20 protein-coding genes and 1 pseudogene are annotated in these 26,706 nt (G+C 68.6%); 9 read left to right on the plus strand and 12 right to left on the minus strand.

Annotated elements, in window-relative coordinates:
• The 5 genes from ccoG to ccoN form a co-directional block, all read right to left on the minus strand.
• A partial coding sequence (ccoG, locus tag DK254_RS23800; RefSeq protein ID WP_109935842.1) for a cytochrome c oxidase accessory protein CcoG occupies nucleotides 1-1,386 on the minus strand: 1,386 nt, incomplete at its 3' end.
• A 217-nt stretch (nucleotides 1,387-1,603) separates the two neighbouring features.
• Nucleotides 1,604-2,575: a cytochrome-c oxidase, cbb3-type subunit III gene (gene ccoP / locus DK254_RS23805; protein WP_109935750.1), complete on the minus strand. Its 972-nt coding sequence runs from the start codon at nucleotides 2,573-2,575 to the stop codon at nucleotides 1,604-1,606.
• On the minus strand, nucleotides 2,572-2,763 hold the full coding sequence (locus tag DK254_RS23810) for a CcoQ/FixQ family Cbb3-type cytochrome c oxidase assembly chaperone (RefSeq protein ID WP_109935751.1): 192 nt from the start codon (nucleotides 2,761-2,763) through the stop codon (nucleotides 2,572-2,574). The genes ccoP and DK254_RS23810 overlap by 4 nt, the downstream gene beginning before the upstream one ends.
• Nucleotides 2,764-2,769: 6 nt before the next feature.
• Complete coding sequence (gene ccoO, locus DK254_RS23815) at nucleotides 2,770-3,378, minus strand: cytochrome-c oxidase, cbb3-type subunit II (protein ID WP_109935752.1); 609 nt, start codon at nucleotides 3,376-3,378, stop codon at nucleotides 2,770-2,772.
• Nucleotides 3,378-4,820, minus strand: a complete 1,443-nt coding sequence (gene ccoN, locus DK254_RS23820) for a cytochrome-c oxidase, cbb3-type subunit I (RefSeq protein WP_109935753.1) — start codon at nucleotides 4,818-4,820, stop codon at nucleotides 3,378-3,380. The genes ccoO and ccoN overlap by 1 nt, the downstream gene beginning before the upstream one ends.
• 115 nt (nucleotides 4,821-4,935) lie before the next feature.
• On the opposite strand from ccoN, the gene DK254_RS23825 reads away from it, so the two are divergent.
• Complete coding sequence (locus DK254_RS23825) at nucleotides 4,936-5,634, plus strand: alpha/beta family hydrolase (RefSeq protein ID WP_328565808.1); 699 nt, start codon at nucleotides 4,936-4,938, stop codon at nucleotides 5,632-5,634.
• A 6-nt stretch (nucleotides 5,635-5,640) separates the two neighbouring features.
• Here the strand turns inward: DK254_RS23825 and DK254_RS23830 are convergent, their stop codons facing one another.
• On the minus strand, nucleotides 5,641-6,117 hold the full coding sequence (locus DK254_RS23830) for an Lrp/AsnC family transcriptional regulator (protein ID WP_109935755.1): 477 nt from the start codon (nucleotides 6,115-6,117) through the stop codon (nucleotides 5,641-5,643).
• 131 nt (nucleotides 6,118-6,248) lie between these two features.
• Here DK254_RS23830 and kynB point away from each other — a divergent pair, with 131 nt between their 5' ends.
• The 4 genes and pseudogenes from kynB to DK254_RS23850 all read left to right on the plus strand — a co-directional run bounded on the left by kynB (nucleotide 6,249) and on the right by DK254_RS23850 (nucleotide 10,991).
• Nucleotides 6,249-6,890, plus strand: a complete 642-nt coding sequence (gene kynB / locus DK254_RS23835; RefSeq protein WP_109935756.1) for an arylformamidase — start codon at nucleotides 6,249-6,251, stop codon at nucleotides 6,888-6,890.
• Between the two features lie 8 nt (nucleotides 6,891-6,898).
• On the plus strand, nucleotides 6,899-8,149 hold the full coding sequence (gene kynU / locus DK254_RS23840; protein ID WP_109935757.1) for a kynureninase: 1,251 nt from the start codon (nucleotides 6,899-6,901) through the stop codon (nucleotides 8,147-8,149).
• A gap of 81 nt (nucleotides 8,150-8,230) precedes the next feature.
• Complete coding sequence (locus tag DK254_RS23845) at nucleotides 8,231-9,547, plus strand: OprD family porin (RefSeq protein ID WP_109935758.1); 1,317 nt, start codon at nucleotides 8,231-8,233, stop codon at nucleotides 9,545-9,547.
• A 35-nt stretch (nucleotides 9,548-9,582) separates the two neighbouring features.
• Nucleotides 9,583-10,991, plus strand: a pseudogene (locus DK254_RS23850) (amino acid permease).
• A 427-nt stretch (nucleotides 10,992-11,418) separates the two neighbouring features.
• Here the strand turns inward: DK254_RS23850 and DK254_RS23855 are convergent.
• Complete coding sequence (locus DK254_RS23855; RefSeq protein ID WP_109935759.1) at nucleotides 11,419-12,984, minus strand: PAS domain-containing methyl-accepting chemotaxis protein; 1,566 nt, start codon at nucleotides 12,982-12,984, stop codon at nucleotides 11,419-11,421.
• Between the two features lie 374 nt (nucleotides 12,985-13,358).
• Complete coding sequence (acnA, locus tag DK254_RS23860; RefSeq protein WP_109935760.1) at nucleotides 13,359-16,091, minus strand: aconitate hydratase AcnA; 2,733 nt, start codon at nucleotides 16,089-16,091, stop codon at nucleotides 13,359-13,361.
• A 344-nt stretch (nucleotides 16,092-16,435) separates the two neighbouring features.
• Here acnA and rlmM point away from each other — a divergent pair, with 344 nt between their 5' ends.
• Both rlmM and DK254_RS23870 read left to right on the plus strand, forming a co-directional pair.
• Nucleotides 16,436-17,488 carry a 23S rRNA (cytidine(2498)-2'-O)-methyltransferase RlmM gene (rlmM, locus tag DK254_RS23865; RefSeq protein ID WP_109935761.1) on the plus strand — a complete coding sequence of 351 codons (1,053 nt, stop codon included), beginning with the start codon at nucleotides 16,436-16,438 and terminating at the stop codon, nucleotides 17,486-17,488.
• 88 nt (nucleotides 17,489-17,576) lie between these two features.
• Nucleotides 17,577-18,455, plus strand: a complete 879-nt coding sequence (locus DK254_RS23870) for a MaoC family dehydratase (RefSeq protein WP_109935762.1) — start codon at nucleotides 17,577-17,579, stop codon at nucleotides 18,453-18,455.
• 1 nt (nucleotide 18,456) lies between these two features.
• Here DK254_RS23870 and DK254_RS23875 read toward each other — a convergent pair whose 3' ends face one another.
• Nucleotides 18,457-20,016, minus strand: a complete 1,560-nt coding sequence (locus tag DK254_RS23875; protein WP_109935763.1) for an alpha/beta hydrolase — start codon at nucleotides 20,014-20,016, stop codon at nucleotides 18,457-18,459.
• A 159-nt stretch (nucleotides 20,017-20,175) separates the two neighbouring features.
• Here DK254_RS23875 and tusA point away from each other — a divergent pair, with 159 nt between their 5' ends.
• Nucleotides 20,176-20,415, plus strand: a complete 240-nt coding sequence (gene tusA, locus DK254_RS23880) for a sulfurtransferase TusA (protein WP_009622807.1) — start codon at nucleotides 20,176-20,178, stop codon at nucleotides 20,413-20,415.
• A gap of 232 nt (nucleotides 20,416-20,647) precedes the next feature.
• The gene (locus tag DK254_RS23885; protein WP_109935764.1) at nucleotides 20,648-21,502 is read left to right on the plus strand and encodes a LysR substrate-binding domain-containing protein; all 855 of its coding nucleotides are present in this window, start codon (nucleotides 20,648-20,650) and stop codon (nucleotides 21,500-21,502) included.
• Between the two features lie 437 nt (nucleotides 21,503-21,939).
• Here the strand turns inward: DK254_RS23885 and DK254_RS23890 are convergent, their stop codons facing one another.
• From DK254_RS23890 to DK254_RS23900, 3 genes are all read right to left on the minus strand, one after another.
• A complete protein-coding gene (locus tag DK254_RS23890; protein ID WP_109935765.1) occupies nucleotides 21,940-22,509 on the minus strand; it encodes a DUF4865 family protein in 570 nt (189 codons plus the stop codon).
• Nucleotides 22,510-22,598: 89 nt separating this feature from the next.
• Entirely contained in the window at nucleotides 22,599-25,007 is a 2,409-nt protein-coding gene (locus DK254_RS23895; RefSeq protein WP_109935766.1) for an ATP-dependent DNA helicase, read from the minus strand.
• Nucleotides 25,004-26,706 (minus strand): VRR-NUC domain-containing protein (locus tag DK254_RS23900; RefSeq protein ID WP_305888136.1); only part of this gene is annotated, 1,703 nt, incomplete at its 5' end. The genes DK254_RS23895 and DK254_RS23900, both read right to left, overlap by 4 nt.

Below are 26,706 nucleotides of genomic sequence, written 5' to 3' on the forward strand. Positions count from 1 at the left end.
GTCGGCTTCCTTGCTGATGGACGGATCGTCCACCGACTGGATGGTGAAGGTGATCTTGTTGGTGCTGGACGGCAGCTTGTCCGGGTCCACCGCCAGTTCCACCGGCATGGCGAGGATGTCGCCGGCGGCCACCTGGACTTCCTTGCGGCCTTCCAGGGTCAGACCGTCCAGGCCCTTGGCGCCGAGCACGTAGGTGTGGTCGCGCTGGTCCTTGTTCATGATCTTCAGGCTGTAGACGTTCTCGATCCGGCCTTCGGCGTTCTCGCGGTAGAGCACGCGGTCCTTGCTGACGTCGAAGCCCACCAGCGGGCGGATCACCACGGCGGTCGCCAGCAGGCTCATCATCACGCACAGGGCGATGGCGTAGCCGATCAGGCGCGGGCGCACCAGGTGCGTCTTCTGCCCGGACAGGTTGTGCTCGGTGGTGTAGCTGATCAGCCCGCGCGGGTAGTTCATCTTGTCCATGATGCTGTCGCAGGCGTCGATGCAGGCGGCGCAGCCGATGCATTCGATCTGCAGGCCGTCGCGGATGTCGATGCCGGTGGGGCAGACCTGCACGCACATGGTGCAGTCGATGCAGTCGCCCAGGCCCTGGGCCTTGTAGTCCAGGGTCTTCTTGCGCGGGCCGCGCTTCTCGCCGCGGCGCGGGTCGTAGGAGACGATCAGGGTGTCCTTGTCGAACATCACGCTCTGGAAGCGCGCGTAGGGGCACATGTAGATGCACACCTGCTCGCGCAGCCAGCCGGCGTTGCCGTAGGTGGCCAGGGTGAAGAAGCCCACCCAGAAGTAGGCCCAGCCGTCGGCCTCGCCGGTGACCAAGTCGGCCAGCAGCTCGCGCATGGGGGCGAAGTAGCCGACGAAGGTCAGGCCGGTGACCAGGCCGATCAGCAGCCACAGCGAGTGCTTGGCGGCCTTGCGCAGCAGCTTGTTGGCGCTCATCGGCGCCTTGTCCAGCTTCATGCGCTGGTTGCGGTCGCCTTCGGTGACCTTCTCGCACCACATGAAGATCCAGGTCCACACGCTCTGCGGGCAGGTGTAGCCGCACCACACGCGGCCGGCGAACACCGTGATGAAGAACAGCCCGAAGGCGCAGATGATCAGCAGGCCGGAGAGGAGGATGAAGTCCTGCGGCCAGAAGGTGGCGCCGAAGATGTAGAACTTGCGCTCGGGCAAGTCCCACCACACCGCCTGCCGACCGTTCCAGGTCAGCCACACGGTGCCGAAGTAGAGAAGGAACAGGAAAGCGCCGCCGACACGGCGCAGGTTGCGGAAGAACCCGGTGAAGGCCCGGGTGTAGATCTTCTCGCGGGAGGCATAGAGGTCGACGTTCTCTCCACCCTTCTTCGCGGGCGGTGTGACGTCTTGCACGGGAATCTGTTTGCTCATCAGTGCGTACCACGGCAGTGGGAGGGTGCCCCGTCGATACATGCCGAAAGGGTCAGGATATGGCTGCACGCCTAAACATGATACGACTTGGCTCTACGTGCAACGGTGCGACCGTTGGTCGCGTCGGAAACGTCCTAAATTTTTTCGTCCCCCCGAAATAGAGCGGCGCCGGTGGTAGCCGGCGCCGCTGGGTGTTGCGAGGGGAGGGCGGAAGCGCTTATTCGCTCTTCTGCGCATCACCCTGGGACAGGCTGTACACGTAGGCGGCCAGCAGGTGCACCTGGTCGCCGCCGAGGCGCTCCTGCTGGGCCGGCATCTGGCCCTGGCGGCCGTAGCGGATGGTCTGCTGCAGCTGGGAGAAGCTCGAGCCGTAGATGAAGGCGGCCGGGTGGGTCAGGTTGGGCGCGCCCATGGCGGCGGTGCCCTTGCCCTCGGGGCCGTGGCAGGCGACGCAGGTGGTGGCGAAGATCTTCTGGCCGTTGGCGACCTGTTCGTCGGTCACGCCTTCGGGCAGCTTGCGGCCGTCCAGCTTGCTGGTGACGAAGGCGGCCACGTCATGCACGCCCTGGTCGCCCAGTACCTCGCCCCAGGCCGGCATGGCGGCGTGGCGGCCACCCTTGATGGTGGTCTCGATGTCCGCGGTGCTGCCGCCCCAGCGCCAGTCCTGGTCGGTCAGGTTGGGGAAGCCGTAGGCGCCCTTGGCGTCGGAGCCGTGGCAGACCGAGCAGTTGGAGGCGAACAGGCGGCCGCCCATCTTCAGCGCCAGCGGGTCCTTGGCCACCTCTTCGATGGGCATGGCGGCGAATTTGGCGAAGATCGGCCCATATTTCTCGTCGGCCTTGGCCATTTCCTTCTCCCACTGGTGCACGCCGGTCCAACCCGGCTGGCCATTGGCGAAGGGCTTGCCGTCGCTGACTTCCTGGTAGCCCGGCAGCAGGCCTTTCCAGTTGCCCAGGCCCGGGTACAGGACCAGGTAGCCGAGGGCGAAGATGAAGGTGGCGACGAACAGCATGAACCACCACTTCGGCAGCGGGTTGTCGTACTCCTCGATGCCGTCGAAGGAGTGGCCGACGGTCTCGTCGGTGGCTTCGCTGCGCTGGCCGCGGCGGGTGGCGAACAGCAGCCAGGCCAGGGCGAAGATGGTGCCCAGGGTAAGTACGGTGACGTACAGACTCCAGAAGGTTGTCATTCTTTGTTGCTCCTAGAAGCTTGCTCTTGCTCGACGTGCTTCATGGCTGCCGGGTCGTCCGCGAAGGGCAGCAGGGCGTCCTGATCGAAGCGCTGCTTGCGCTTGCCGCTATAGGCCCAGAGCAGTACGCCGACGAAGGCCACCATCACCACGACGGTGCCGAGGCCGCGAATCGTCCCGATATCCATCTGCTGTCACCGTTTGCTCTTGATGATGGTGCCCAGGCCCTGCAGGTAGGCCACCAGGGCATCCATCTCGGTCTTGCCCTTGACGCTGTCGCGGGCGCCGGCGATGTCCTCGTCGGTGTAGGGCACGCCGAGGGTGCGCATGGCCTGCATCTTGGTCTCGATGTCCTTGCCGTCGAGCTTGTTCTCGACCAGCCAGGGGTAGGCGGGCATCTTCGATTCCGGCACCACGTTGCGCGGGTTGTACAGGTGCGCGCGGTGCCAGTCGTCGGAGTAGCGGCCGCCGACGCGGGCCAGGTCCGGGCCGGTACGCTTGGAGCCCCACAGGAAGGGGTGGTCCCAGACGCTCTCGCCGGCCACGGAGTAGTGGCCGTAGCGCTCGGTCTCGGCGCGGAACGGGCGGATCATCTGCGAGTGGCAGCCGACGCAGCCTTCGCGGATGTAGATGTCGCGCCCTTCCAGTTGCAGGGCGGTGTAGGGCTTCATGCCTTCCACCGGGGTGTTGGTGACGTCCTGGAAGAACAGCGGGACGATCTGCGTCAGGCCGCCGATGCTCACGGCCACGGCCATGCACAGGGCCAGCAGGCCGACGTTTTTCTCGAGTACTTCGTGTTTCATCAGTGGGCTCCTACGACGGCGGGAATCCGGGCGGCCGCTTCAGCGTCCTCCGCCTTGGAGGAGGCAATGGTGCGCCAGGTGTTGTAGGCCATGATCAGCATGCCGCTGAGGAACACGGCGCCACCGATCATGCGCACCACGAAGCCGGGGTGGCCGGCGGCGAGCGCTTCGACGAAGGAGTAGGTGAGGGTGCCGTCGGCGTTGACCGCACGCCACATCAGGCCCTGGGTGATGCCGTTGACCCACATCGAGGCGATGTAGAGCACGGTGCCGATGGTGGCGAGCCAGAAGTGCGCGTTGATCAGGCCCACGCTGTGCATCTGCTCGCGGCCGAAGACCTTCGGGATCATGTGGTACAGCGAGCCGATGGAGACCATGGCGACCCAGCCCAGGGCGCCGGCGTGCACGTGGCCGATGGTCCAGTCGGTGTAGTGGGAGAGGGCGTTGACGGTCTTGATGGCCATCATCGGGCCTTCGAAGGTGGACATGCCGTAGAAGGCCAGGGATACCACCAGGAAGCGCAGGATGGGGTCGCTGCGCAGCTTATGCCAGGCGCCCGAGAGGGTCATCATGCCGTTGATCATGCCGCCCCAGGAGGGCGCCAGGAGGATCAGCGACATCACCATGCCCAGGGACTGCGCCCAGTCCGGCAGGGCGGTGTAGTGCAGGTGGTGCGGGCCGGCCCAGATGTACACGGCGATCAGTGCCCAGAAGTGCACGATCGACAGGCGATAGGAGTAGACCGGGCGCTCGGCCTGCTTGGGCACGAAGTAGTACATCATCCCCAGGAAGCCGGCGGTGAGGAAGAAGCCCACGGCGTTGTGGCCGTACCACCACTGGACCATGGCGTCGGTGGCGCCGGAGTAGATGGAGTACGACTTCATGAAGCCGACCGGCAGCTCCAGGTTGTTGACCACATGCAGCAGCGCCACGGTCAGGATGAAGCCGCCGAAGAACCAGTTGCCCACGTAGATGTGCTTGGTCTTGCGCTTCACCAGGGTGCCGAAGAACACCACGGCGTAGGCGACCCAGACGATGGTGATCAAGATGTCGATCGGCCATTCCAGCTCGGCGTACTCCTTGGAGGAGGTGTAGCCCAGCGGCAGGCTGATGGCGGCCAGCAGGATCACCAGCTGCCAGCCCCAGAAGGTGAAGGAGGCCAGGGTGTCGGAGAACAGGCGGGTCTGGCAGGTACGCTGCACCGCATAGTAGCTGGTGGCGAACAGGGCGCAGCCACCGAAGGCGAAGATCACGGCATTGGTGTGCAGCGGGCGCAGGCGTCCGAAGCTCGTCCACGGCAAGCCGAGGTTGAGTTCCGGCCACACCAGCTGGGCGGCGATGACGACGCCGACCAGCATGCCGACGATTCCCCAGATCACCGTCATCACGGCGAACTGGCGGACCACCTTGTAGTTATAAGCGGTCTGATTGGTTGTGCTCATGGTATATGGGCTTCCATCCACGGTTATGGGCTAGCCCATCCCGGCGGGTTCCTTACGGCGAACGCCGCCCCTCCCCCAGGGACAGGTACTAATTACGCAACTAGCGGAGCGAAGAATGGATAAACCCCGGAAACGGAATATTGATTCCGATCAATCGGCCTCCGAGGCGGTGCCAATACGTGACTGTGGCGCTTTGTCGCTGCTGTGGAACCGACCCGTCGGCGCGCTGTCGGCGACCCTCGTCCTGGCCCATGGCGCCGGCGCGCCCATGGACAGCCCGTTCATGGACGAGATCGCCCGGCGCCTGGCCGCCCGCGGCGTGGCGGTGGCGCGTTTCGAGTTCCCCTACATGGCCGCCCGCCGCGAGGACGGCCGCCGGCGCCCGCCGAACCCGCAGAAGCAGCTGCTGGAGTGCTGGCGCCAGGTATTCGCCGAAGTACGCGGGCAGGTGCAGGGGCCGCTGGCCATCGGCGGCAAGTCCATGGGCGGGCGCATGGCCAGCCTGCTGGCCGACGAACTCGGCGCCGACGCCCTGGTGTGCCTGGGCTACCCCTTCTATGCCGCGGGCAAGCCGGAGAAGCCGCGGGTGGCGCACCTGGCCGAGCTGCGCACGCCGACGCTGATCGTCCAGGGCGAACGCGACGCCCTGGGCGACCGCGCGCACGTGGCGCAGTACCTGCTGTCGCCGGCGATCCGCGTCCAGTGGCTGGCGGCGGCGGACCATGACCTGAAGCCGCTGAAGGCCTCGGGTTTGAGCCATGAGCAGCATCTGGACAGCACCGCCGACGCGGTGGCCGCCTTCCTCGCCCGTTGAACCGGCCTAGCGGCGTGCGGCCAGCAGGTCGAGCACGCCGCCGCCTTCCTTGATGGTCTGCAGGATGATTTCCGAGCGGATGTCGGTCACGCCGTTGGCGCGGTTCAGGCGATTGACGATGAAGTCGGAGAACTGCTTCAGGCTGCGCGCCTGCACCCGCAGCACGTAGTTGCTGTGCCCGGTGACGATATAGGCGCCGACCACCTCGGGCCAGCCTTGCACCCGCTCGACGAAGCGCTCGTGCCAGTCCGCCTCGTCCTGGCGCATGGACACATGCACCAGCGCCTCCAGCTCGATGCCCAGCCGCTCGGCATCCAGCACCGGGCGATAGCCGCAGACGATGCCTTCCTCCTCCAGATTGCGCAGGCGCCGCAGGCAGGCCGACGGCGACAGCGCGACCTTCTCCGCCAGCTCCTGGTTGCTGATGCGGCCGTTGTGCTGCAGGCAGAGCAGGATGCGCAAGTCGGTGCTGTCGAGAGTCATCTGCAGGATCTTCTATGAAAGGCTTTATTGGAGAAATTATCTGCGAATGAGCGGCGCATTCGCGACGAAGATAGCACGAAACTGCACAGGGCGTTGCAGCATCATCCTCCCACCTGCCGAGGAGACCGAGCATGCCCGACGACCGCACCCTGTGGGACATCAGCCCGCCGCTGGACACCAGCACCCCGACCTGGCCGGGCGACACGCCCTTCCAGGAGGAGCGCTGCTGGCGGATCGATGAGCAGTGCCCGGTCAACGTCGGGCGCATCACCCTGTCGCCGCACACCGGGGCGCACGCCGACGCCCCCTTGCACTACGACGCCGACGGCGCCGCCATAGGCGCGGTGGACCTGGCGCCTTACCTCGGCCCCTGCCGGGTGATCCACTGCCTGGATGCGCTGCCTTGCGTGCTCCCCGGGCACCTGCTCGGCCACCTGGCCGGGGTGCCGCCGCGGGTGCTGATCCGCACCTGGCGCAAGGCGCCGCTGGACGCCTGGCCGGAGCGCTTCGCCGCCGTCGATCCGGCCTGCATCGAGCTGCTCGCCGCCCATGGCGTGCGCCTGGTGGGGACCGACACCCCGTCGCTCGACCCGCAGGACAGCAAGCGCCTTGACGCGCACCGCGCCGTCGCCCGCCAGCGCATGGCCATCCTCGAAGGCCTGCTGCTCGACGAGGTGCCGCCCGGCGACTACGAGCTGATCGCCCTTCCGCTCAAGTTCACCCATCTCGATGCCAGCCCGGTGCGCGCCGTGCTGCGTCGTCTTTCGCACTAGGAACCGACATGACAACAAGAGAAGACTGCCTGGCCCTCGATGCCCGCGACCCCCTGGCCGCGCTGCGTGACGACTTCGCGCTGCCCGAAGGGGTGATCTACCTGGACGGCAACTCCCTCGGCGCCCGCCCCAGGGCGGCGCTGGAGCGCGCCCGCCAGGTGCTGGCGCAAGAGTGGGGCGAAGGCCTCATCGGTAGCTGGAACAGCGCCGGCTGGCGCGCCCTGCCGGAGCGCCTGGGCAACCAGCTGGCGCGCCTGATCGGTGCCGGCGAAGACGAGGTGGTGGTCACCGACACCACCTCGATCAACCTGTTCAAGGTGCTGGTGGCGGCCCTGCGCGTGCAGGCGGGCCGCGATCCCGCGCGCAAGGTGATTGTCACCGAGCGCAGCAACTTCCCCACCGACATCTACATGGTCGAGGGCCTGGCCGACATGCTCCGCCAGGGTTACCAGCTGCGCCTGGTGGATCGTCCGGAGGACGTGCCGGCTGCCGTCGGCGCCGATACCGCGGTGCTGCTGCTCACCCAGGTGAACTACAAGACCGGCCACCTGCACGACATGGCCGCGCTCACCGCGCTGGCCCATGAATGCGGCGCGCTGACCATCTGGGACCTGTGCCATTCGGTCGGCGCCGTGCCGGTCGACCTCACGGCGGCCGGTGCCGACTACGCCATCGGCTGCACCTACAAGTACCTCAACGGCGGCCCCGGTTCCCCGGCATTCGTCTGGGTGTCGCCGGCGCTGCGCGAGCAGGTCTGGCAACCGCTGTCCGGCTGGTGGGGCCATGCCCGCCAGTTCGGCATGGAACCGGCCTACGCGCCGGCGCCGGGCATCGGCCGCTACCTCTGCGGGACCCAGCCGATCACCTCCATGGCCCTGGTCGAATGCGGCCTGGACAGCTTCGCCAAGACCGACATGCAGGCCCTGCGCGCGAAGTCGCTGGCCCTGACCGACCTCTTCATCGAACGCGTCCAGGCCCGCTGCGCGGCCCATCCGCTGACCCTGGTGACGCCACTGGAGCACGCCCGCCGCGGCAGCCACGTCAGCTTCGAGCATCCCGAGGGCTACGCGGTGGTGCAGGCGCTGATCGACCGCGGGGTCATCGGCGACTACCGCGAGCCGCGGATCATGCGCTTCGGCTTCACCCCGCTGTACACCCGCTACAGCGATGTTTGGGACGCCGCGGAAATCCTCGGCGACGTGCTCGACAGCGGCGCCTGGCGCGCAGAGCGCTTCATGACCCGCAAGCAGGTGACCTGATCCGGCCCGCCAGGGCCTTCCCCGGGCGCCGGCTGGCGCCCGCCTTGACTGACAAGTACAACAAAAAGGTCGATCCCCTCCATGAAGCTGCATCCCTTGCCGATGTGTCCCTTGCTCGCGCTCGTCGCGCTGAGCGCGCCGGTGCTGGCGGACGAAGCCGACGGCGGATTCCTCGCCGGCAGCCAGCTGCTGCTGACCCAGCGCAACTTCTTCTTCCATCGCAACCTGCTGAACAACCCGGGCGGGCAGAACTATCGCCAGGAATGGGCCCACGGGATGATGCTGGACTACCGCTCCGGCTATACCCCGGGCACCGTCGGCGTCGGCGTGGACGCCTATGCCAACCTGGGCCTCAAGCTCGATAGCAGCCGCGCCCGCACGGGCACCGACCTGCTGCCGGTGGACTCCCGGGGCGAGCCGGAAGACGAGTATTCCGAAGCCGGCGCCGCGGTGAAGCTGCGGGTCTCCCGCAGCGAGCTGAAATATGGCAGCCAGGCACCGATGAACCCGGTGTTCGGCACCGGCAACGCGCGCCTGTTCACCCCGATGGCCATCGGCGTTTCGCTCAGCAGCCGCGAGCTGGACGGCCTGCTGTTCGACGCCGGGCACTTCACCGCCGGCAACGACGGCAACTCCAGCAACGCCGACGGCGCGCTCAAGGCGCTCTACGCCCAGGTGGAAACCCGCGCGGTCGACTATGCGGGCCTGGCCTGGACGCCGCGTGAAGGCACCCGCCTGTCCGCCTACAGCTCGCGCTTCGACGACATCTGGCGGCAGTACTACGCCAGCGCCGGCCAGCGCCTGGAGCTGGGCGACGGCCGAGCGCTGAACCTCGACTTCAACCTCTACCGCACCCTCGACGACGGCCGCCGGCTGGCCGGCGACATCGACAACACCACCTGGTCCGCCGCCGTGCGCTACAGCCAGGGCGCCCAGGCGCTGACCCTGGCCCACCAGCGCGTGCACGGCGACGAACCCTTCGACTACCTGGGCTTCGACCGCCAGAGCGGCACCTCGATCTACCTCGCCAACTCGGTGCAGGTGCTGGACTTCAACGGCCCCAACGAACGCTCCTGGCAACTGCGCTACGACCTCGACCTGGCCGGCTTCGGCGTACCCGGGCTGACCTTCATGAGCCGCTACGTCAGCGGCGACCACATCGACGACAGCCATTACCAGGGCGGCCCCAACGGCGCCTACGGACGCTATGGCGACGACGGCAGGCGCTGGGAGCGCGATATCGAGCTGGGCTACGTGGTGCAGTCCGGCGCGGCGAAGGACCTGTCGATCCGCGTGCGCCAGGCCAGCGTGCGCTCCAGCGCTCAGGTGGCCCGCGCCGACACCGCCGACAACGACGAAGTGCGGGTGATCGTCGAATACCCGCTGCAACTGCTCTGACGCCCGCCATAACGACAAGACCCCAGAGGCACAAGATGAACGACAAGACTGGATTCGCCGCCATCGCGGCACGCGAGCAGGGGCTCAAGCGCCAGCTCACCTCGGCGCAGATGAGCATGATCGCCATTGGCGGCGCCATCGGTACCGGGCTCTTCATGGGCAGCAGCTTCGCCATCGGCTTCGCCGGCCCCGGCGTGCTGCTCAGCTACGCCATAGGCGCGCTGATCGCGCTGTTGCTGATGGGCTGCCTGGCGGAGATGACCGTGGCCCATCCCACCTCCGGCTCCTTCGGCGCCTACGCCGAGTTCTACGTCGGCCCGCTGGCCGGCTTCCTGGTGCGTTACGCCTACTGGGCGGCCATCGTCCTGGCGGTGGGCACCGAGGTCACCGCCATCGCCCTGTACATGAAGTACTGGTTCCCCGGCGTGGCCAGCTGGGTGTGGATCCTGCTGTTCTCCTCGGCGCTGATCCTGACCAACGCCATCAGCGTCAAGGCCTTCGGCCACTTCGAGTACGCCTTCTCGGCGATCAAGATCAGCGCCATCCTCGCCTTCATCCTGCTCGGCGCCTGGCTGGTGTTCGGCGGCACGCACCCGGAGTACGGCTTCCATCACTACGTCGCGCACGGCGGCTTCCTGCCCCACGGGCTGTCCGGCATGTGGGTCGCGGTGATCATCGCCATCTTCAGCTACCTGAGCATCGAGATGATCGCGGTGGCCGCCGGCGAGGCCGAACAGCCCGAGCGCGCGGTGAAGCAGGCCTTCCGCGTGACCATGGTGCGCCTGCTGGTGTTCTACATCCTGACCCTGGCGCTGATCCTCGCCATGCTGCCCTGGGACCGGTCGGGGCAGGGCGCCGAGAGCCCCTTCGTCAGCGTCATGCAGCAGGTCGGGATTCCCGGCGCCACCGGGCTGATCAACTTCGTCATCCTGGTGGCGGCGCTGTCGGCGATGAACAGCCAGCTCTACACCACCACGCGGATGATGTTCAGCCTCTCGCGCGCCGGCTACGCGCCCCGCGCCATGGGCCGGCTGAGCGGCGCCGGGGTGCCGCTGAACGCGCTGGCGCTGTCCTGCACCGCATCGCCCTGGCGACCCTGGTCAACGTGGCGTTTCCCGAGCAGTCGTTCATGCTGATGATGGCCATCTCGATCTTCGGCGCGCTCTTCGCCTGGATGATGATCTTCTTCACCCACTACCGCTTCCGCCGCTACCACCAGGCGCGCGGCGCCCTGCAGCTGTCCTTCCGCATGTGGGGGTTCCCCTGGGCGACGCTGCTGGGGCTGGGGCTCATGCTGGCGATCCTGCTGACCACCGCCTTCGTCGATGCCTTCCGCATGACCCTGGTCTTCGGCATCCCGTTCCTGGCGCTGCTGACGGCCGCCTACTGCCTGTTCGTACGCAAGGCCGCGGCGGTGGCGGCGGACCCGGCGCAGTCGCTGTAACGCAAGGCACCTCGGCTAGGTTCGGCTTCGGAGCTGCGTTGGCGTCCGTAACCCTCTCCCCAGCCCTCTCCCGCAAGCGGGAGAGGGAGCTTGTCCGTGCCGAGAGAAGGAATGCTTTCACCGGAAACCGTCGAGGCTGTCGGCTAACTGCATAACCTCCTGTTCTGCCCAACGGTCCCCTCTCCCTTCAGGGAGAGGGTTAGGGAGAGGGAGCGGAGTCAAGCCATGCACCGAAACCGCCGGGAGCGTAGGGCGAATAACCGTTCGCGGTTATCCGCCGCCTGACCTTGGTCACCAGGCACTGCGGCCCCGAGCCCGAAGCCCCGTTCAAGGGCGCTCCGAACCGACCACGAAGCGGGCAACGGACGAAGGAACGGCGTACAACCGCGAACGCTTGTACGCCCGACGCCCGGACGAGCCCCGGTGCTCAGCGGTTGAACCGCTCCACCAGCGAATACTGGCTCTGCGCCGTGCCGGTCAGCTCCTCGCTCAACTGCGCGGTGCGCTGGGCCTCGTCGGAGGTCTGGTCGGCGAGCTGGGCGATGGTGGCGATGTTGCGGTTGATCTCCTCGGCCACCGCGCTCTGTTCCTCGGCCGCCGCGGCGATCTGGTTGGCCATGTCGGCGATGTTGGCCACCGAGTCGCTGATGCCGGACAGCGCCTGGTCGGCCTCCAGCACCCGCTCGACGCCTTCGTCGGCCTGGCGGCGGCCGACCTCCATGGCGCTCACCGCGCCTTCGGCGGTGGTCTGCAGCTTGGCGATCAGGCCGTGGATCTGCTCGGTGGACTCGGCTGTGCGCTGGGCCAGCGAGCGCACCTCGTCGGCCACCACGGCGAAGCCGCGGCCCATCTCGCCGGCGCGGGCGGCCTCGATGGCGGCGTTGAGCGCCAGCAGGTTGGTCTGGTCGGCGATGCCCTTGATCACGTCGACCACGCCGCCGATCTCGTTGCTGTCCTGGGCCAGCTGGCTCACCGCAAGGCCGGTCTCGCCCACCGAGGCGGACAGGCGCTGGATGGCTGCGCGGGTCTCGCTGGCCACGCTGCGCCCGCGGCGCGTCAGCTCGTTGGCCTGGCGGGTGGCGTCGGCGGTGCGCTGCACGTTGTTCGCCACTTCCTGGGTGGTGGCGGCCATCTGGTTGACCGCCGTGGCCACCTGCTCGGTCTCCACGCGCTGGCGTTCCAGGCCGGAGGAGCTGTGGTGGGCCAGGGTATCGGCCTGGCGGGCCTGGGCGGTGAGCTGTTCGGCGGTGTCCTGCAGGCGCGTCAGGCAGGTCTTCAGCCGCGCTTCCTGGCTGAGGATGGACATTTCCAGGCGCGCCTGGGCGCCGCGGCTGTCGGTGTACATCTGTGCGATCAGCGGGTCCGAGGTGGTCTGCTCGGCCAGGCGCAGCAGGCGCTTGAGGCCGCGCTGCTGCCAGCCCAGGCCGGCCAGGCCCAGGGGGATGGCGAGCAGGCCGGCGAGGGCGAAGCCCCAGTGCGAATCGAGCCAGACGCCGATGAGGAAGGCCACCTGGCTGATCAGGATGAACGGCAGCCAGTCCAGCAGCACCGGCAGCCACAGGTCGCGGCGCGGGATCGCCGGCTTGCCGGCGTTGATCCGCTGGTACAGGGCCTGGGCGCGCTCGACCTGCTCGGCGCTGGGGCGCACGCGCACCGACTCGTAGCCGACGATCTCGTTGCGCTCGAAGATGGGCGTGACGTAGGCGCTGACCCAGTAGTGGTCGCCGTTCTTGCAGCGGTTCTTGACGATGCCCATCCACGGCTTGCCGTTCTTCAGCGTGGCCCACATGTGGGCGAACACCGCGGGCGGCACGTCCGGATGGCGCACCAGGTTGTGCGGCGAGCCCACCAGCTCGTCCCGGGCGAAGCCGCTGATGTCGACGAAGGCATCGTTGGCATAGGTGATCACGCCACGGCTGTTGGTGGTGGAGATCAGGCGTTGTTCCGCTGGGTAGGTGCGTTCACGCTGGGTGACGGGCTGGTTGTTGCGCATTCAGGGCGAGGTCCACGAAAAAGGCATGTGACGGTTTTGTTATCGGCCGGGATCAACGAAAGTTGAAGCCTTGTTCGATATTTGGCGTAGGAATATTGACGTGGACGATGGCAAAACGCTACCTGTCACATGGTCGTAGGTAATTTTCCTATGAATTTATAGGTTTTGTCTGTCGGGCAGGGCCTGCTCCCGCAAGGGCGCGGGCACAGGGGAAGCCGTAGGAGCGGATCTTATCCGCGATTTCGCCGGCAAGGCCGGCGCCATCCCCACACCTACGGCAGACTCCGCATGGGGCGTGAGGCGTATAACCGTTCGCGGTCATACGCCGTTTCACCTATCTTCCCACCGGCTCCGACCTCGAACCGGGCGACTGCTCAGATCAGGCTGCGCAGCACGTAGTGCAGGATGCCGCCGGCCTTGAAGTACTCCACCTCGTTGAGGGTGTCGATGCGGCACAGCACCTCGAAGCCATCCTGCTTGCCATCCTCGCGGGTGACTTCCACCTTCAGCGTCATGTGCGGCTTCAGCTCGCCGTCCAGGCCGCGGATGTTCAGCACTTCCTTGCCGGTCAGGTTCAGCGCCCTGCGGTCCTGGCCGCCGGTGAACTGCAGCGGCAGCACGCCCATGCCCACCAGGTTGGAGCGGTGGATGCGCTCGAAACTCTCGGCGATCACCGCCTTGACCCCCAGCAGGTTGGTGCCCTTGGCCGCCCAGTCGCGGGACGAGCCGGTGCCGTACTCCTTGCCGGCGACTATCACCAGCGGCGTGCCCTCGGCCTGGTAGCGCATGGCCGCGTCGTAGATCGCCAGCTTCTCGCCGCTGGGTACGTGGAGCGTGTTGCCGCCTTCCTCGCCGCCGAGCATCTCGTTCTTGATGCGGATGTTGGCGAAGGTGCCGCGCATCATCACCTCGTGGTTGCCGCGCCGCGAGCCGTAGGAGTTGAAGTCGGCGTAGGCCACGCCGTGCTCGCTGAGGTAGCGCCCGGCCGGGCTGTCCTTCTTGATGTTGCCGGCGGGGGAGATGTGGTCGGTGGTCACCGAGTCGCCCAGCACCGCCAGCACCCTGGCCTTCTCGATGTCGGCCACCTTCGGCGGGGCCTCGGCGATGTGCTCGAAGAACGGTGGATGCTGGATGTAGGTGGAGTCGGCCTGCCAGGTGTAGGTCTGCGCCTGGGGCACTTCGATGGCGCGCCACTTCTCGTCGCCCTGGAAGACCTCGGCGTATTCCTTGTGGAACATCGCGGTGTCCACCTTCTGGATCGCCTCGGCGATCTCCTGCTGGCTCGGCCAGATGTCCTTCAGGTACACCGGCTGGCCGTCCTTGCCGGTGCCCAGCGGGTCCTTCGACAGGTCCAGGCGCACGCTGCCGGCCAGGGCGTAGGCTACCACCAGGGGCGGGGAGGCCAGCCAGTTGGTCTTCACCAGCGGGTGCACGCGGCCCTCGAAGTTGCGGTTGCCGGACAGCACCGAGGCCACCGTCAGGTCGGCCTGCTGGATGGCCTTCTCGATGGGTTCCAGCAACGGCCCGGAGTTGCCGATGCAGGTGGTGCAGCCGTAGCCCACCAGGTCGAAGCCCAGCTCGTCCAGGTAGCGCGTCAGGCCGGCGGCCTTGAAGTAGTCGGTGACCACCTTGGAGCCGGGGGCCAGCGAGCTCTTCACCCAGGGCTTGCGCTGCAGGCCCTTCTCCAGCGCCTTCCTGGCCAGCAGGCCGGCGGCCATCATCACGCTGGGGTTGGAGGTGTTGGTACAGGAGGTGATGGCGGCGATGACCACCGCGCCATCCTGCAGGTGGTAGCTCTTGCCCTCGTGCTGGTACTCGATGCCCTGGCTCTCGGCGCTGCCCACCGCGGCGCCACCGCCGCCTTCATTGAGCAGGCGCGAGACTTCCGGGCTGCGCGCGGCCTTGGGCTGCAGCGCGAGGAAGTCGGCGAAGGCCTTGCCCACCTGGCCCAGGGGCACGCGGTCCTGCGGGCGCTTGGGCCCGGCCAGGCTGGCCTCGACCTCGCCCATGTCCAGTTGCAGGGCGTCGGTGAACAGCGGTTCGTGGCCCTTCTCGCGCCACAGGCCCTGGGCCTTGCAGTAGGCCTCCACCAGCTTGACGGTCTGTTCCGGACGGCCGGACAGGCGCAGGTAGCCCAGGGTGATCTCGTCCACCGGGAAGAAGCCGCAGGTGGCGCCGTATTCCGGGGCCATGTTGGCGATGGTGGCGCGGTCGGCCAGGGGCAGGTCGGCCAGGCCGTCGCCGTAGAACTCGACGAATTTCCCCACCACGCCCTTCTGCCGCAGCATCTGGGTGACGGTGAGCACCAGGTCGGTGGCGGTGATGCCTTCCTTCAGCTTGCCGGTAAGCTTGAAGCCGATCACCTCGGGGATCAGCATCGACACCGGCTGGCCGAGCATGGCCGCTTCCGCCTCGATGCCGCCGACGCCCCAGCCGAGCACGCCCAGGCCGTTGATCATGGTGGTGTGCGAGTCGGTGCCGACCAGGGTGTCGGGGAAGGCGTAGGTGCGCCCGTCCTCGTCCTTGGTCCACACCGTGCGGCCCAGGTACTCCAGGTTGACCTGGTGGCAGATGCCGGTGCCCGGCGGCACCACGCGGAAGTTGTCGAAGGCGTTCTGGCCCCAGCGCAGGAAGGCGTAGCGTTCGCCGTTGCGCTGCATCTCGATCTCGACGTTCTCGGCGAAGGCGGCGTGGCTGGCGTAGCGGTCGACCATCACCGAGTGGTCGATGACCAGGTCGACAGGGGACAGCGGGTTGATCTTCTGCGCATCGCCCCCGGCCTTGGCCATGGCGTCGCGCATGGCGGCCAGGTCGACCACCGCCGGCACCCCGGTGAAGTCCTGCATCAGCACCCGCGCCGGGCGGTACTGGATCTCGCGGTCGGAGCGGCGCTCCTTCAGCCAGCCGGCCAGGGCGCGCAGGTCGTCGGCGTTGACCGTGTGGTTGTCCTCCCAGCGCAGGAGGTTCTCCAGGAGCACCTTGAGCGACTTCGGCAGCCTGTCCAGGTCGCCGAGCTGCTTCGCGGCTTCCGGGAGGCTGTAATAGTGGTAGGTCTTGCCGCCCACCTCTAGGGTGCGCAGGCTGTTCAGGCTGTCCACTGCGGGCATGACGTTCTCCTCAGGCTAGGTTCTGCCGGATCGACGGCACCGCTCCGATACTGACGGAGGCGCCGGGCGAAGAGCCCGGCATGGCGCAAAAGCAACGCGGATTGGCGGTAACTTCTGCATATCTGGCGGCATCCTGACGGTTTCCGGCATGCGTGCCCCGGGGCTGCCAGGCCCTGGAACGCGACTTCGGAACTCTCAAGCTAGACCGCTCCGGGCGGTCCTGCCATGGAGTCTGGACCCTTTGCCGCAGCCGCGGGTTCCCTCGGCCCGGCCTTCGCAGCGGGCGAATCCGGGTGAAAGCCGGCCGCTCAGCGACTATAGTGCGCGGCCAAGGAGACACCCCGATGAACACCCTGCTACTGCATTGCCGCCCGGGCTTCGAAAACGAGGTCTGCGCGGAGATTTCCGACCTGGCCGCCGGCCTGGACGTGGCTGGCTACGCCCGCGCCAAGCCGGCCACCGCCTACGCCGAGTTCGTCTGCCAGGAAGCCGACGGCGCCGACCGGCTGATGCGCCACCTGCGCTTTTCCGAGCTGATCTTCCCGCGCCAGTGGGCCCGCGGCACCGGTTTCGTCCCGTTGCCCGAGCAGGACCGCATCGGCGCGCTGCTGGAGGAGCTGGGCCCGTACCCGCTGTGCGGCAGCCTCTGGCTGGAAGTCTTCGACAGCAACGAAGGCAAGGAACTGTCGACCTTCTGCCGCAAGTTCGAGAAGCCCCTGCGCGCCGCGCTGGTCAAGGCCGGCAAGCTGCGCGAGGACCCGAGCCTGCCGCGCCTGCTGCTGACCTTCCGCTCCGGCCGCGAAGTCTTCGTCGGCCTCGCCGAGCCGCGCAACAGCGCCATGTGGCCGATGGGCATCCCGCGCCTGCGGTTCCCCCGCGAGGCGCCCAGCCGCTCGACCCTCAAGCTGGAGGAGGCCTGGCACCACTTCATCCCGCGCGCCGACTGGGACAAGCGCCTGGCGCCGGGCATGCTCGCCGTGGACCTGGGCGCCGCGCCCGGCGGCTGGACCTGGCAACTGGTCAACCGCGAGATGCGGGTGATCGCCGTGGACAACGGGCCCATGGCCGAGAACCTGGTCTATTCCGGCCTGGTGGACCACCAGCGCGCCGACGGCTATGTGTTCCGGCCGCGGCAGACGGTGGACTGGATGGTCTGCGACATCGTCGAGAAGCCGGCGCGCACCGGCTCGCTGATCGAGACCTGGATCGGCGAGGGGCTGTGCCGCGAGGCGGTGGTCAACCTCAAGCTGCCGATGAAGCAGCGCTACGCCGAGGTGCGCAAGATCCTCGAACGCTTGCGCGAGAGTTTCCGCGAGCGCGGCCTGCGCGTGGCCATCGGCTGCAAGCAGCTGTACCACGACCGCGAGGAAGTCACGGTGCACCTGCGCCGCCTGTAGGGCCGCGGGCGATCCGCGACCTTCGGCGACTTGCCGTGGCGCCGCGCAGCGACCATGCTGTGCGGCGCACCCCCTCCCGGAGCCGCTCGTGAAGCGAAAGTTGCCCTCGCTGCTGGGCAGTTACAGCCGCATGTTGTTGCCGCGCCGCGGCCTGGGCCGTGGCGAGCGCCTGCCGAACCTGGCCATGGACAGCCGCAGCCTGCGCTTCGACGCCCGCCACCTGCGCGCCTACCGCCAGCACTTCGGCCTGGACCCGGGCCTGGGCGTGCCCCTGCTGTACCCGCAGGTGATCAGCCTGCCGCTGCACCTGCGCCTGCTCAGCCGCTCGCGCATGCCGCTGTCGATCCTCGGGCTGATCCACCTGCGCAGCCACATCCAGCGCTACCGGCTGCTGGAGGAGGGCGACCAGCTGCAGCTGGACTGCCGCATCCTCACCAGCCGGCGCAGCCCGCTGGGGCTGGAGGTGGACGTGGTGACCGAGGTCTGGCACCACGACATGCTCTACTGGCAGTCGATCACCACCTACCTGCGCCGCGGCGACTTCCTCGACGACCACGCCGAGCCCGACCCGCTGCCCGAGCGCGCCCAGTGGCACACCCTGGAGGTACCCGCGCACCCCGGCGTGCAGTGGCGTGTGCCGAAGATCGCCGGCTGGCGCTATGCGGGCCTGAGCGGCGACTTCAACCCGCTGCACCTGTCGCGCCTGATGGCCTCGCGCTACGGCTTCGGCAAGCCCTTCGCCCACGGCATGTGGAGCCTGGCGCGCAGCCTCACCGGCCGCCGCCTGGCCGAACAGGTGCGCCTGGACGTGCACTTCAAGGCGCCGCTGCCGCTGGGCAGCCAGGTGCGCCAGAGCCACCGCCGCCTGGGCCACAAGGAACAGTGGGCGCTGCTGCCGGTGGACGGCGACGGCGAGCCGATGCTGCTGGCCCAGCTGGACGAGGCGCCCGCCGGGCCGCTGCGCTGAGTCAGCGGCCAGCCGCCAGGCGCGGCTGCAGCGGCAGCAGGGCGGGCAGTTGCACCTCGCCCTGTAACGCCACCGTGCGAAGCTGCCAGGAGCCGTTGAACAGGTACTGGCCACTGAAGCCGCTGACCAGCAGGCCGATTTCGTCCCCCGCCGTCAGGCGGGCGCTGACCGCGTTGAGCCGCGTGGTGCCGCGGTTGAGCAACGGCTTGACCTGCTCGTCCAGCACCCGGGTGCGGCCGTCCGCGCCGCGAATCGCCAGCGAGGCGAACAGCAGCGCCTGCTCGCCCGCGCCCAGTGGCCGGGAGAGGCGCACCTCGGGGCTGCCGAGCAGGGCGCCGGGCTCGGCGACCTGGTGCAGCGGGATGAAGGTGCGGGGCTGCAGCAGCCCGCTGCTGGCCGGGCGTACCGGTGTCGGCGGCAGGGCCACGGTGGGGCCGGGGGCGGGCAGTTCGTCCAGCGCCAGGCCCTGGTCCAGGTCGAGGCTGACGCACAGCGAGGGCACGCTGTCGGCGGCGCCGGGGCGCCGGCGCAGCTTCTCCTCGTACCAGGCGAGGATGCCCTGGTAGAGGTTGATGGCACGCTCGCCGCAATGGATCACCGGTTCGTTGTTGAACGGCGGCAGGCCGCTCCAGGCCTGCAACGGCGGCGGCAGGATGTGCCCGCCCTGCATCCCCAGCAGGCGCACGTCGGCATTGCCCTGGCGCAGGCACTGGCGGATCTGCAGGCCCTGGTCGAGGGGGAACAGGGTGTCGCGCAGGCCCTGGATCAGCAGGGCGTCGGCATGCGGGCGGCGGCCCTCGGCGCAGTAGCGCGCCAGGCTGTGGGCGGCCAGCTCGGCCCGCACCGGTTCGGCCATGCGCCCGCTGGCGCTGTGCAGGTAGTCGGCCTGGACGAACTTGCCCAGGTCGTAGCCGGTGGCCAGGCCCAGGCTGACCAGCACGCCGCCCCAGCCCATCTTCAACTGGCCATCGGGGGCCAGGGCGTCGCTCAGGTCGTACCAGGTGGCGATGGGCACGATGGCGTCGATGCGCGGGTCTTGCGCCGCGGCCAGCAACTGCACGGCGCCGCCGTAGCTCTCGCCGAGCATGCCCAGCCGCGGGTCGCCGGGGCCGTCCATGCTCAGCCGGGGCAGGTGCGCGGCGGCCCAATCGATCACCGCGCTGGCGTCGCTCACCTCGAAGCGTGGGTCCATCATCTCGATGCGCCCGTCGCTGCCGCCCCAGCCGCGCTGGTCGTAGCTGACCACCCAGTAGCCGGCCTTCCAGGCCTTGAGCGCGGCGCGCCCGGACATCATGTTCTGGCCATAGAAACCGTCCGGCCCGGTCACCCGCCAGCCGCCCCAGCCGTGGGTGTGCACGACCAGCGGCGCCGTCTCGCCGGCCTTGAGCGCCGGCTGGAACACGGTGGCGGACAGCCGCGTGCCGTCGCGGGCGGTGATCACCGCCTCGTACCAGCTGGCCGGCAGGTCCTGCCCGGCGCTGGCGGCATAGTCGGGCAACTGGTCGCGGGCGGCGCAGGCGGTGAGCAGCAAAGCGAGGCAGAGCAGGGCGGGCAGGCGCATGGGCGGGGGACATCCGCTGTCGGGGAAGGCGCCGAGCTTAGCCCAGCGCAGCGCAGCGGGGGCCCGACGAAAGGTTGGGCCATTGCCGTTCGCCCGCGACGCGTGACCCTGCGCCCCGCTTTGGGCGACAATGCGCCATTCGTTTTGCGGAGCCTCTCCATGTCCCAGCCTGTCGACGCCATCCTCGACGCCACCGGCCTGAACTGCCCCGAACCGGTCATGATGCTGCACAACAAGGTGCGCGACCTGCCGGCTGGCGGCCTGCTCAAGGTCATCGCCACCGACCCCTCCACCCGCCGCGACATCCCCAAGTTCTGCATCTTCCTCGGCCACGAACTGGTGGAGCAGCAGGAAGAGGCGGGCACCTACCTGTACTGGATCCGCAAGAAGCTCGACTGAGCCGCCACCGCCGACGATGTTTCCTGGGCGTAGGGCGAATAACCGTTCGCGGTTATCCGCCGCTACACCTCGGCTCAATCCGAGTTCACGGCCAACCCTGGTGATCTGATCGGCGGATAACGCCGGAGGCGTTATGCGCCCTACGTCGGCCACAGGGAAAACGCCTCGCCCGCTTGACCCTCCCATGGCAAAGTCGAATGCTGTCCGCTCTCGGTCATTGAAAGTGGACATCATGAAAGCCCTGGACATCGAGGCCGTGCAGGCCTTCGTGCTGGTCGCCGAGCTGAAGAGCTTCACCCGCGCCGCCGAGGCCCTGGCCAGCACCCAGTCGGCGGTGAGCCTGAAGATCAAGCGCCTGGAGGACGGCCTCGGCCGCCGCCTATTGGAGCGCACGCCGCGCCTGGTGCGGTTGTCCGCCGACGGCGGGGTGTTCCTGGAAGCGGCCCGCGCCCTGGTGGCGGCGCACCGCCAGGCGCTGGGCGCGTTCGCCGGCGGCCAGCCCAGGCGGCTGGTGGTGGGCATCAGCCACCACATCGTCGGCGCCGAACTGCCCGGGTTGCTGCGCCAGCTCACCCGCAGCGAGCCGGGGCTGCTGCTGGAACTGCGGGTGGACAGTTCGCGGGAAACCCTGGAGCGCTTCGACCGCGGCGAACTGGACGTGGCCCTGGTGCTGCAGCAGGGCCCGCCACGCCAGGACGGCGAGGTGGTGCTGCAGGAACCCTTCGCCTGGATGGGCGCCACCGACTTCCAGCCATTGCCCGGCCAACCGCTGCCCCTGGCCACCCAGGCCGAACCCTGCAGCGTGCGGCGCATGGCGGTGGACGCCCTGGACCAGGCCGGGGTGGCCTGGCGCGAGGTGTTCGTCGGTGGTGGGTTGATGACCATTGGCGCGGCGGTGAGCGCGGGCATAGCCGTGGCAGCCCTGGGGCGTCGGGTGGCACCGGCGGGGTGCGAGGACGTGGGGGCGCGGCTGGGGCTGCCGGCGTTGCCGGGGCGCGATGTGCTGCTGTTCTCCCATCCCCGGGATGCGCAGGCGCAGGGGATGTTGCGGACATTGGTGGCGGCGGTGCGGAGTACGGTGGGGTAGAGGATGGTTACCTGGGGGCTTTTCGTAGGAGCGAGCTTGCTCGCGAACGAGGTTTCCCGGGACTTCGGCGCCAAGATTGGAGCACCCTCTCCCCAGCCCTCTCCCTGAAGGGAGAGGGGGCTAGTCTGTGCCAACGTCAACAACGGTTTTAGCCGGCAACTCCGGAACTGCCGGCTGACTCTGGAAAACCCAAACGCTCCGAACGGTCCCCTCTCCCTTCAGGGAGAGGGTTAGGGAGAGGGGGCGGAGTCAAGCCGAAACACTGCAATTGCCGGGAAACTCCATTCGCGAGCAAGCTCGCTCCTACGAAAAGCCCCATCCTTACCCCACCAGCACCCGAGCCACCCGCACCACACCCCAGGCCATCCCCAGCACCATGAAGGCGCCGAAGGCCAGCCCTGCCAGTTGTGCCGCCAGTTCCCGTTTCTGCCTGTCGTTCATGGCAGTCGCTCCAGCCCTGGCCGTGCCAGGTACAGGACTTCGTAGCCGAGGCTGCCCGCGCGTGCCTCCAGTGCCTCGGCACTGAGGCTGAAGCGCAGCAGCGTCCAGCGCTGCAGGTCGGCCACGACCCAGGCCGCCAGCACATCCTCCCGGCCCAGCAGCGCCTCGCCGGCGGCCAGCGCGCCGTCGCGCAGGGCGGCGGCGCCTCTATCGGACAAGGGTAGTTCCTCGCGGTACAGCGAGCGGGCCGGGCGATCGAAGGCGGGGCCGCGGCGGGCGTCCAGCGGCAGCCAGGTTTCCACCGCGGGCCGGCCGAAGCTGTCGATCACCCCCTGGAAGGCCTCGCCGGCCAGGAAGGCCGCGGCGGCGGCCGGTTCCCGCCAGAGGTAGACCGAGGCGTAGAGGTTGCCTTCGGCGCCGTGGCGGCCCTTTTCCTGGAGGACGAAAGCCTTGCAGGCCAGGCCCGGCCAGGCGTCCCAGTGCGGGCCCTTGCTGGCGGCGCGCTGGCGGATGGCGCCCATGTCGTGTTCCGCCGGCAGGCGGTGGCTGTATTGCATGGCGAACATGGCGGACTCCTTTATCCGTGGGCCTGGAAGGAGTCTGCGTGGCCGAAGCTATGCGAAACAGATATGAATGATTGTTTCAGTGATTCGATCTAGAAATCATTGAAGCCCAGTTCGCCCTGGGCCTGCTCCGGCTTCGGCCGTGCCGGGCGCTGGCGAGTCGGCGGCACGGGCGCCTTGCGTGGCGCGCTGGCTTGCGCCTCCGGCTCCGGCGGCGGCAGGGCCAGCCGGCAGCTGCGCACGGTCCACCAGCGCGGCAGCAGTTGGCGCACTTCGCTGCGGCCGAAGCGGTCGTCGATCAGCCAGACCACGCCTTCGTCCTGCTGGGTGCGGATCACCCGGCCGGCCGCCTGCACCACCTTCTGCAGGCCGGGGTAGAGGTAGGTGTAGTCGTAGCCGTCGCCGCCGCCATTTCCAAAGAGGGCATGCATGCGCTGGCGGATTTCCTCGTTCACCGTGTTCACCTGGGGCAGCCCCAGGGTGGCGACGAAGGCGCCGATCAGGCGGTCGCCGGGCAGGTCGATGCCCTCGCCGAAGGCGCCGCCGAGCACCGCGAAGCCGATGCCGCGGCCGCCGTTGCGGAACTGTTCGAGGAAGCCTTCGCGCTCGGTCTCGTCCATGTTGCGCGCCTGCACCCAGACCGGCACCCCGGGCTCGTCGCGGACGAAGCGTTCGCGCACCTGCTCCAGGTAGGCGTAGCTGCTGAAGAAGGCCAGGTAGTTGCCCGGCCGCTCGCGGTACTGCCGGGCCATCAGTTCGCAGATCGGCCGCACCGACTGGGCGCGGTGCCGGTAGCGGGTGGACAGGTTGCGCACCACCTGCACCTCCAGCTGTTCGGCGTGGAACGGCGATTCCACGTCGATCCAGGCGGTGTCCTGCGGCAGGCCCAGCAGGTCGCGGTAGTAGTGCGCCGGCGTCAGGGTGGCGGAGAACAGCGTGCAGCTGTGGGCCTCCTCGAAGCGCGGGGCGAGGAAGGGCGCGGGGATGACGTTGCGCAGGCACAGCGTGGAGTAGACCCGGCCGCTTTCGGTCTGGCGGCGGGTGATGTCGAACAGCGAGTGCTCGCCGAAGGCCTCGGCCAGGCGGCAGAAGGCCATGGCATCGAGATAGAAGCCCAGCAGCTCCAGGCTGTTGCCGTCGGGCTGCTCGCTGAGGTGGTCGGTGATGGCGGTCACCGCCTTCTGCAGCGCGAGGATGAACAGCTCCGGCGCCAGCGGGTAGACCTGGTATTCCACTTCCTGGTCGCGGTGCAGCTGGTTCCAGTGGCGGCCGACGCGCTCCAGCGCGCCCTTGAGCTTGGCCGGGGCGACGCGGCGCAGGTCCTGGAAATCGGCCTGGTCGAGTTCGCCAGTGTACATCTTGCGCCCGCGCTCCACCAGGTTGTGGGCCTCGTCCACCAGCAGAGTCACCTTCCACTCGTTGAGCACGGTGAGCGCGTAGAGCAGGGCGCTCATGTCGAAGTAGTAGTTGTAGTCGCACACCACCACGTCGGCCCAGCGGCTCAGCTCCTGGCTCAGGTAGTAGGGGCAGATGCCGTGCTCGCGGGCCACCTCGCGGACCCGCGCCTGGTCCAGCCAGGCGCCGTCCAGGGCGGCCAGGCGGGCGGCCGGCAGGCGGTCGTAGAAGCCCTTGGCCAGCGGGCAGGAGTCGCCGTGGCAGGCCTTGTCCGGGTGTTCGCAGGCCTTGTCGCGGGCTACGTGTTCCAGCACCCGCAGCGGCAGCTCGGGTTCGTCCTGGCGCAGGCTGGCCAGGGCCTCCAGGGCCAGGCGCCGGCCGGGGGTCTTGGCGCTGAGGAAGAACAGCCGGTCCAGGCCCTGGCCGGGCATGGCCTTGAGCTGTGGGAACAGGGTGCCGAGGGTCTTGCCGATGCCGGTGGTGGCCTGGGCCATCAGGTGGCGGCCGTCGCGGGCGGCGCGGTACACCGCCTCGGCGAGCTGGCGCTGGCCGTGGCGGAACTGCGGCCAGGGGAAGCGCAGGCTTTCCAGGGCTGTATCGCGGGCCGCGCGGTGGGCCATCTCGCGTTCGGCCCAGGTCACGAAGCGCTGGCAGTGTTCCTCGAAGAAGGCGTGCAGTTCGTCGGCCGTAAAGCGCTCCTGGAATACCGTCTCCTTCTGCGTCATGACGTTGAAGTAGACCACCGCCAGGTCGATTTCCTCCAGGCCCTGCAGGGCGCAGAGCAGCCAGCCGTAGACCTTGGCCTGGGCCCAGTGCAGCTGGCGGTGGTTGTCGGGGATGCGGGCGATGTCGCCGCGGTGCGTCTTGATCTCTTCCAGGCAGTTGCGCGCCGGGTCGTAGCCGTCGGCACGGCCGCGCACCAGCAGGTTGCGGTAGGCGCCGGCCAGCGGCAGTTCGGCGAGGTAGCCGGGGCCGCGGCGGCCGACCACGGTGGCGTGGCCGGCCATGCCTTCCTGGGCGGTGGGCGAGGGGGTGAAGCGCAGGTCGAGGTCGCCGACCTTGGCGGTGAACTCGCAGAGTGCGCGCACCGCGACCTGGTAGTTCATGCGGCCGGCTCCCCGGCCCAGGTCACGTAGCAGACCTCCACCGGCATGCCGTGCGCGGCGCAGAAGGCCAGCCAGCGCTTCTGGTTGTCCTGCAGGCGGTCGCCGGGGCCCTTCACCTCGATCATCCGGTAGCGGCCCTCGGCGGGCCAGAACTGGATCAGGTCGGGCATGCCGGCGCGGTTGGCCTGCAGGTCTTCCAGCAGGTGGCCGAACCAGGCCTTCAGGTGCGCCGCCGGCAGGCAGGCCAGGGCCTGTTCCAGCAGGTTCCCGTCCAGCAGCTCCCAGAACACGAAGGGCGATTGCAGGCCCTGTTTCTCGCAGTGGATGCGGCGCATCTCGTCGGCGTAGGCGCCGCTGTCGAGCAGTGCCAGGCGCGCTTCGAACAGCCCGGCGCGACGGGCGCGGAACTGGCTGTCGTAGAGGTCCGCGGGGCCTGCGTGGAAGGGGTGGAAGAAGGCGCCCGGCAGCGGGGTGAAGATCACTTCCCAGCAGAGCAGGCCGAACAGGCCGAGGACCAGGGTGTTCTCTACGTAGTGCACCGGCGCTTCGGGGCGGGCCAGGTGCAGTTGCACGCACTGCTCGACGCTCAGGCCGGGCTGCGGCTCCAGCTCCAGGTCGATGCGTGGCGGCGGCTCGGCCCTGGCCTTCGCCGGCTGGGCGTGGCCGAGCTGGCGGCGCAGGCGCACCAGGGCGCGCTCGATCAGCTGCGCCTCGGCGGCGTCCTGGGGCTGGGCCGCGGCCTGCAGGGCCAGGTCGTAGGCATCGGCATGGCGTTCCAGGCGCTCCAGCACGCGCACCTGGCGTTGGCGGGCGCTGGCGTGTTCGCTGGCGGCATAGACCTGCAGGGCGCCTTCCCAGTCGGCTTCGCGCTCCAGTTGCTGGCCGATGTGGAACAGCACGCGTCCGCGACGGCGCTGCAGCTGGGCGGTGCCGCAGTCGACGCTGGCGATCAGCGGCAGCAGTTCCTGGGCAGCGGCGCCCAGGTCGAAGGCTTCGCGGCAGCGCTGCAGGAACAGGTGCGCGTCGACCTCGTCGCGGCTGGCGAAGCCGCGGGATTCGCGGGTCAGCGGGACGGTTTCATAGCGCAGGATGCCCAGGTCGGTGAGGACGAATTCGGTCCAGTCCTGGTACAGGTTGCCGAAGAACATCAGGCGCAGGCGCTCCACCTGGGGCGCGATGGCCAGGCTGTAGACCGCCTCGTCCAGCTGTGGGCACCAGGCGGCGAAGGGCCGCGGCTCGGCGTCGACCGCGGCCAGTTCGGCCTGCAGCTCCGGCTTGCGCAACTGGCGGCTGGACAGCTGGGCGCCGAAGCAGTCGAGGATTTCGTCCTTGCGCAGCAGGCCGAAGAGTTCTTCCAGGCCCAGCGCGGCGGCGCCATCCAGCCAGCCGGCCTCCAGCAGCGGCGCGGCGGCCCGGCGCGGGCAGCCGATCTCGGCGTAGTCCAGCTTGCTGGCGCGAAAATGCGGGCCCTTGCGCATGATCAGCCGCACCAGCAACGCCCGGGCCTCCAGCGGCATGGCCTGGAAGTCGCGGAGGAAGGCGCGCTCGGCGGCGTCGAAGAGGTCGTCGTAGCGTTCTTCCAGCCAGGCGAGGGCGCGGTGGAAGTTGGCCAGGTAGTAGAAGCGCGGGTCGGTCTGGAAGGGCATGGGCGAGGGCTGGGGCTGTATTTTTATACAGATATCAGTTGGGGTGGGGATTG

The organism is Pseudomonas sp. RW407 (assembly GCF_003176655.1).
GTDB classification, from domain to species: domain Bacteria; phylum Pseudomonadota; class Gammaproteobacteria; order Pseudomonadales; family Pseudomonadaceae; genus Pseudomonas; species Pseudomonas delhiensis.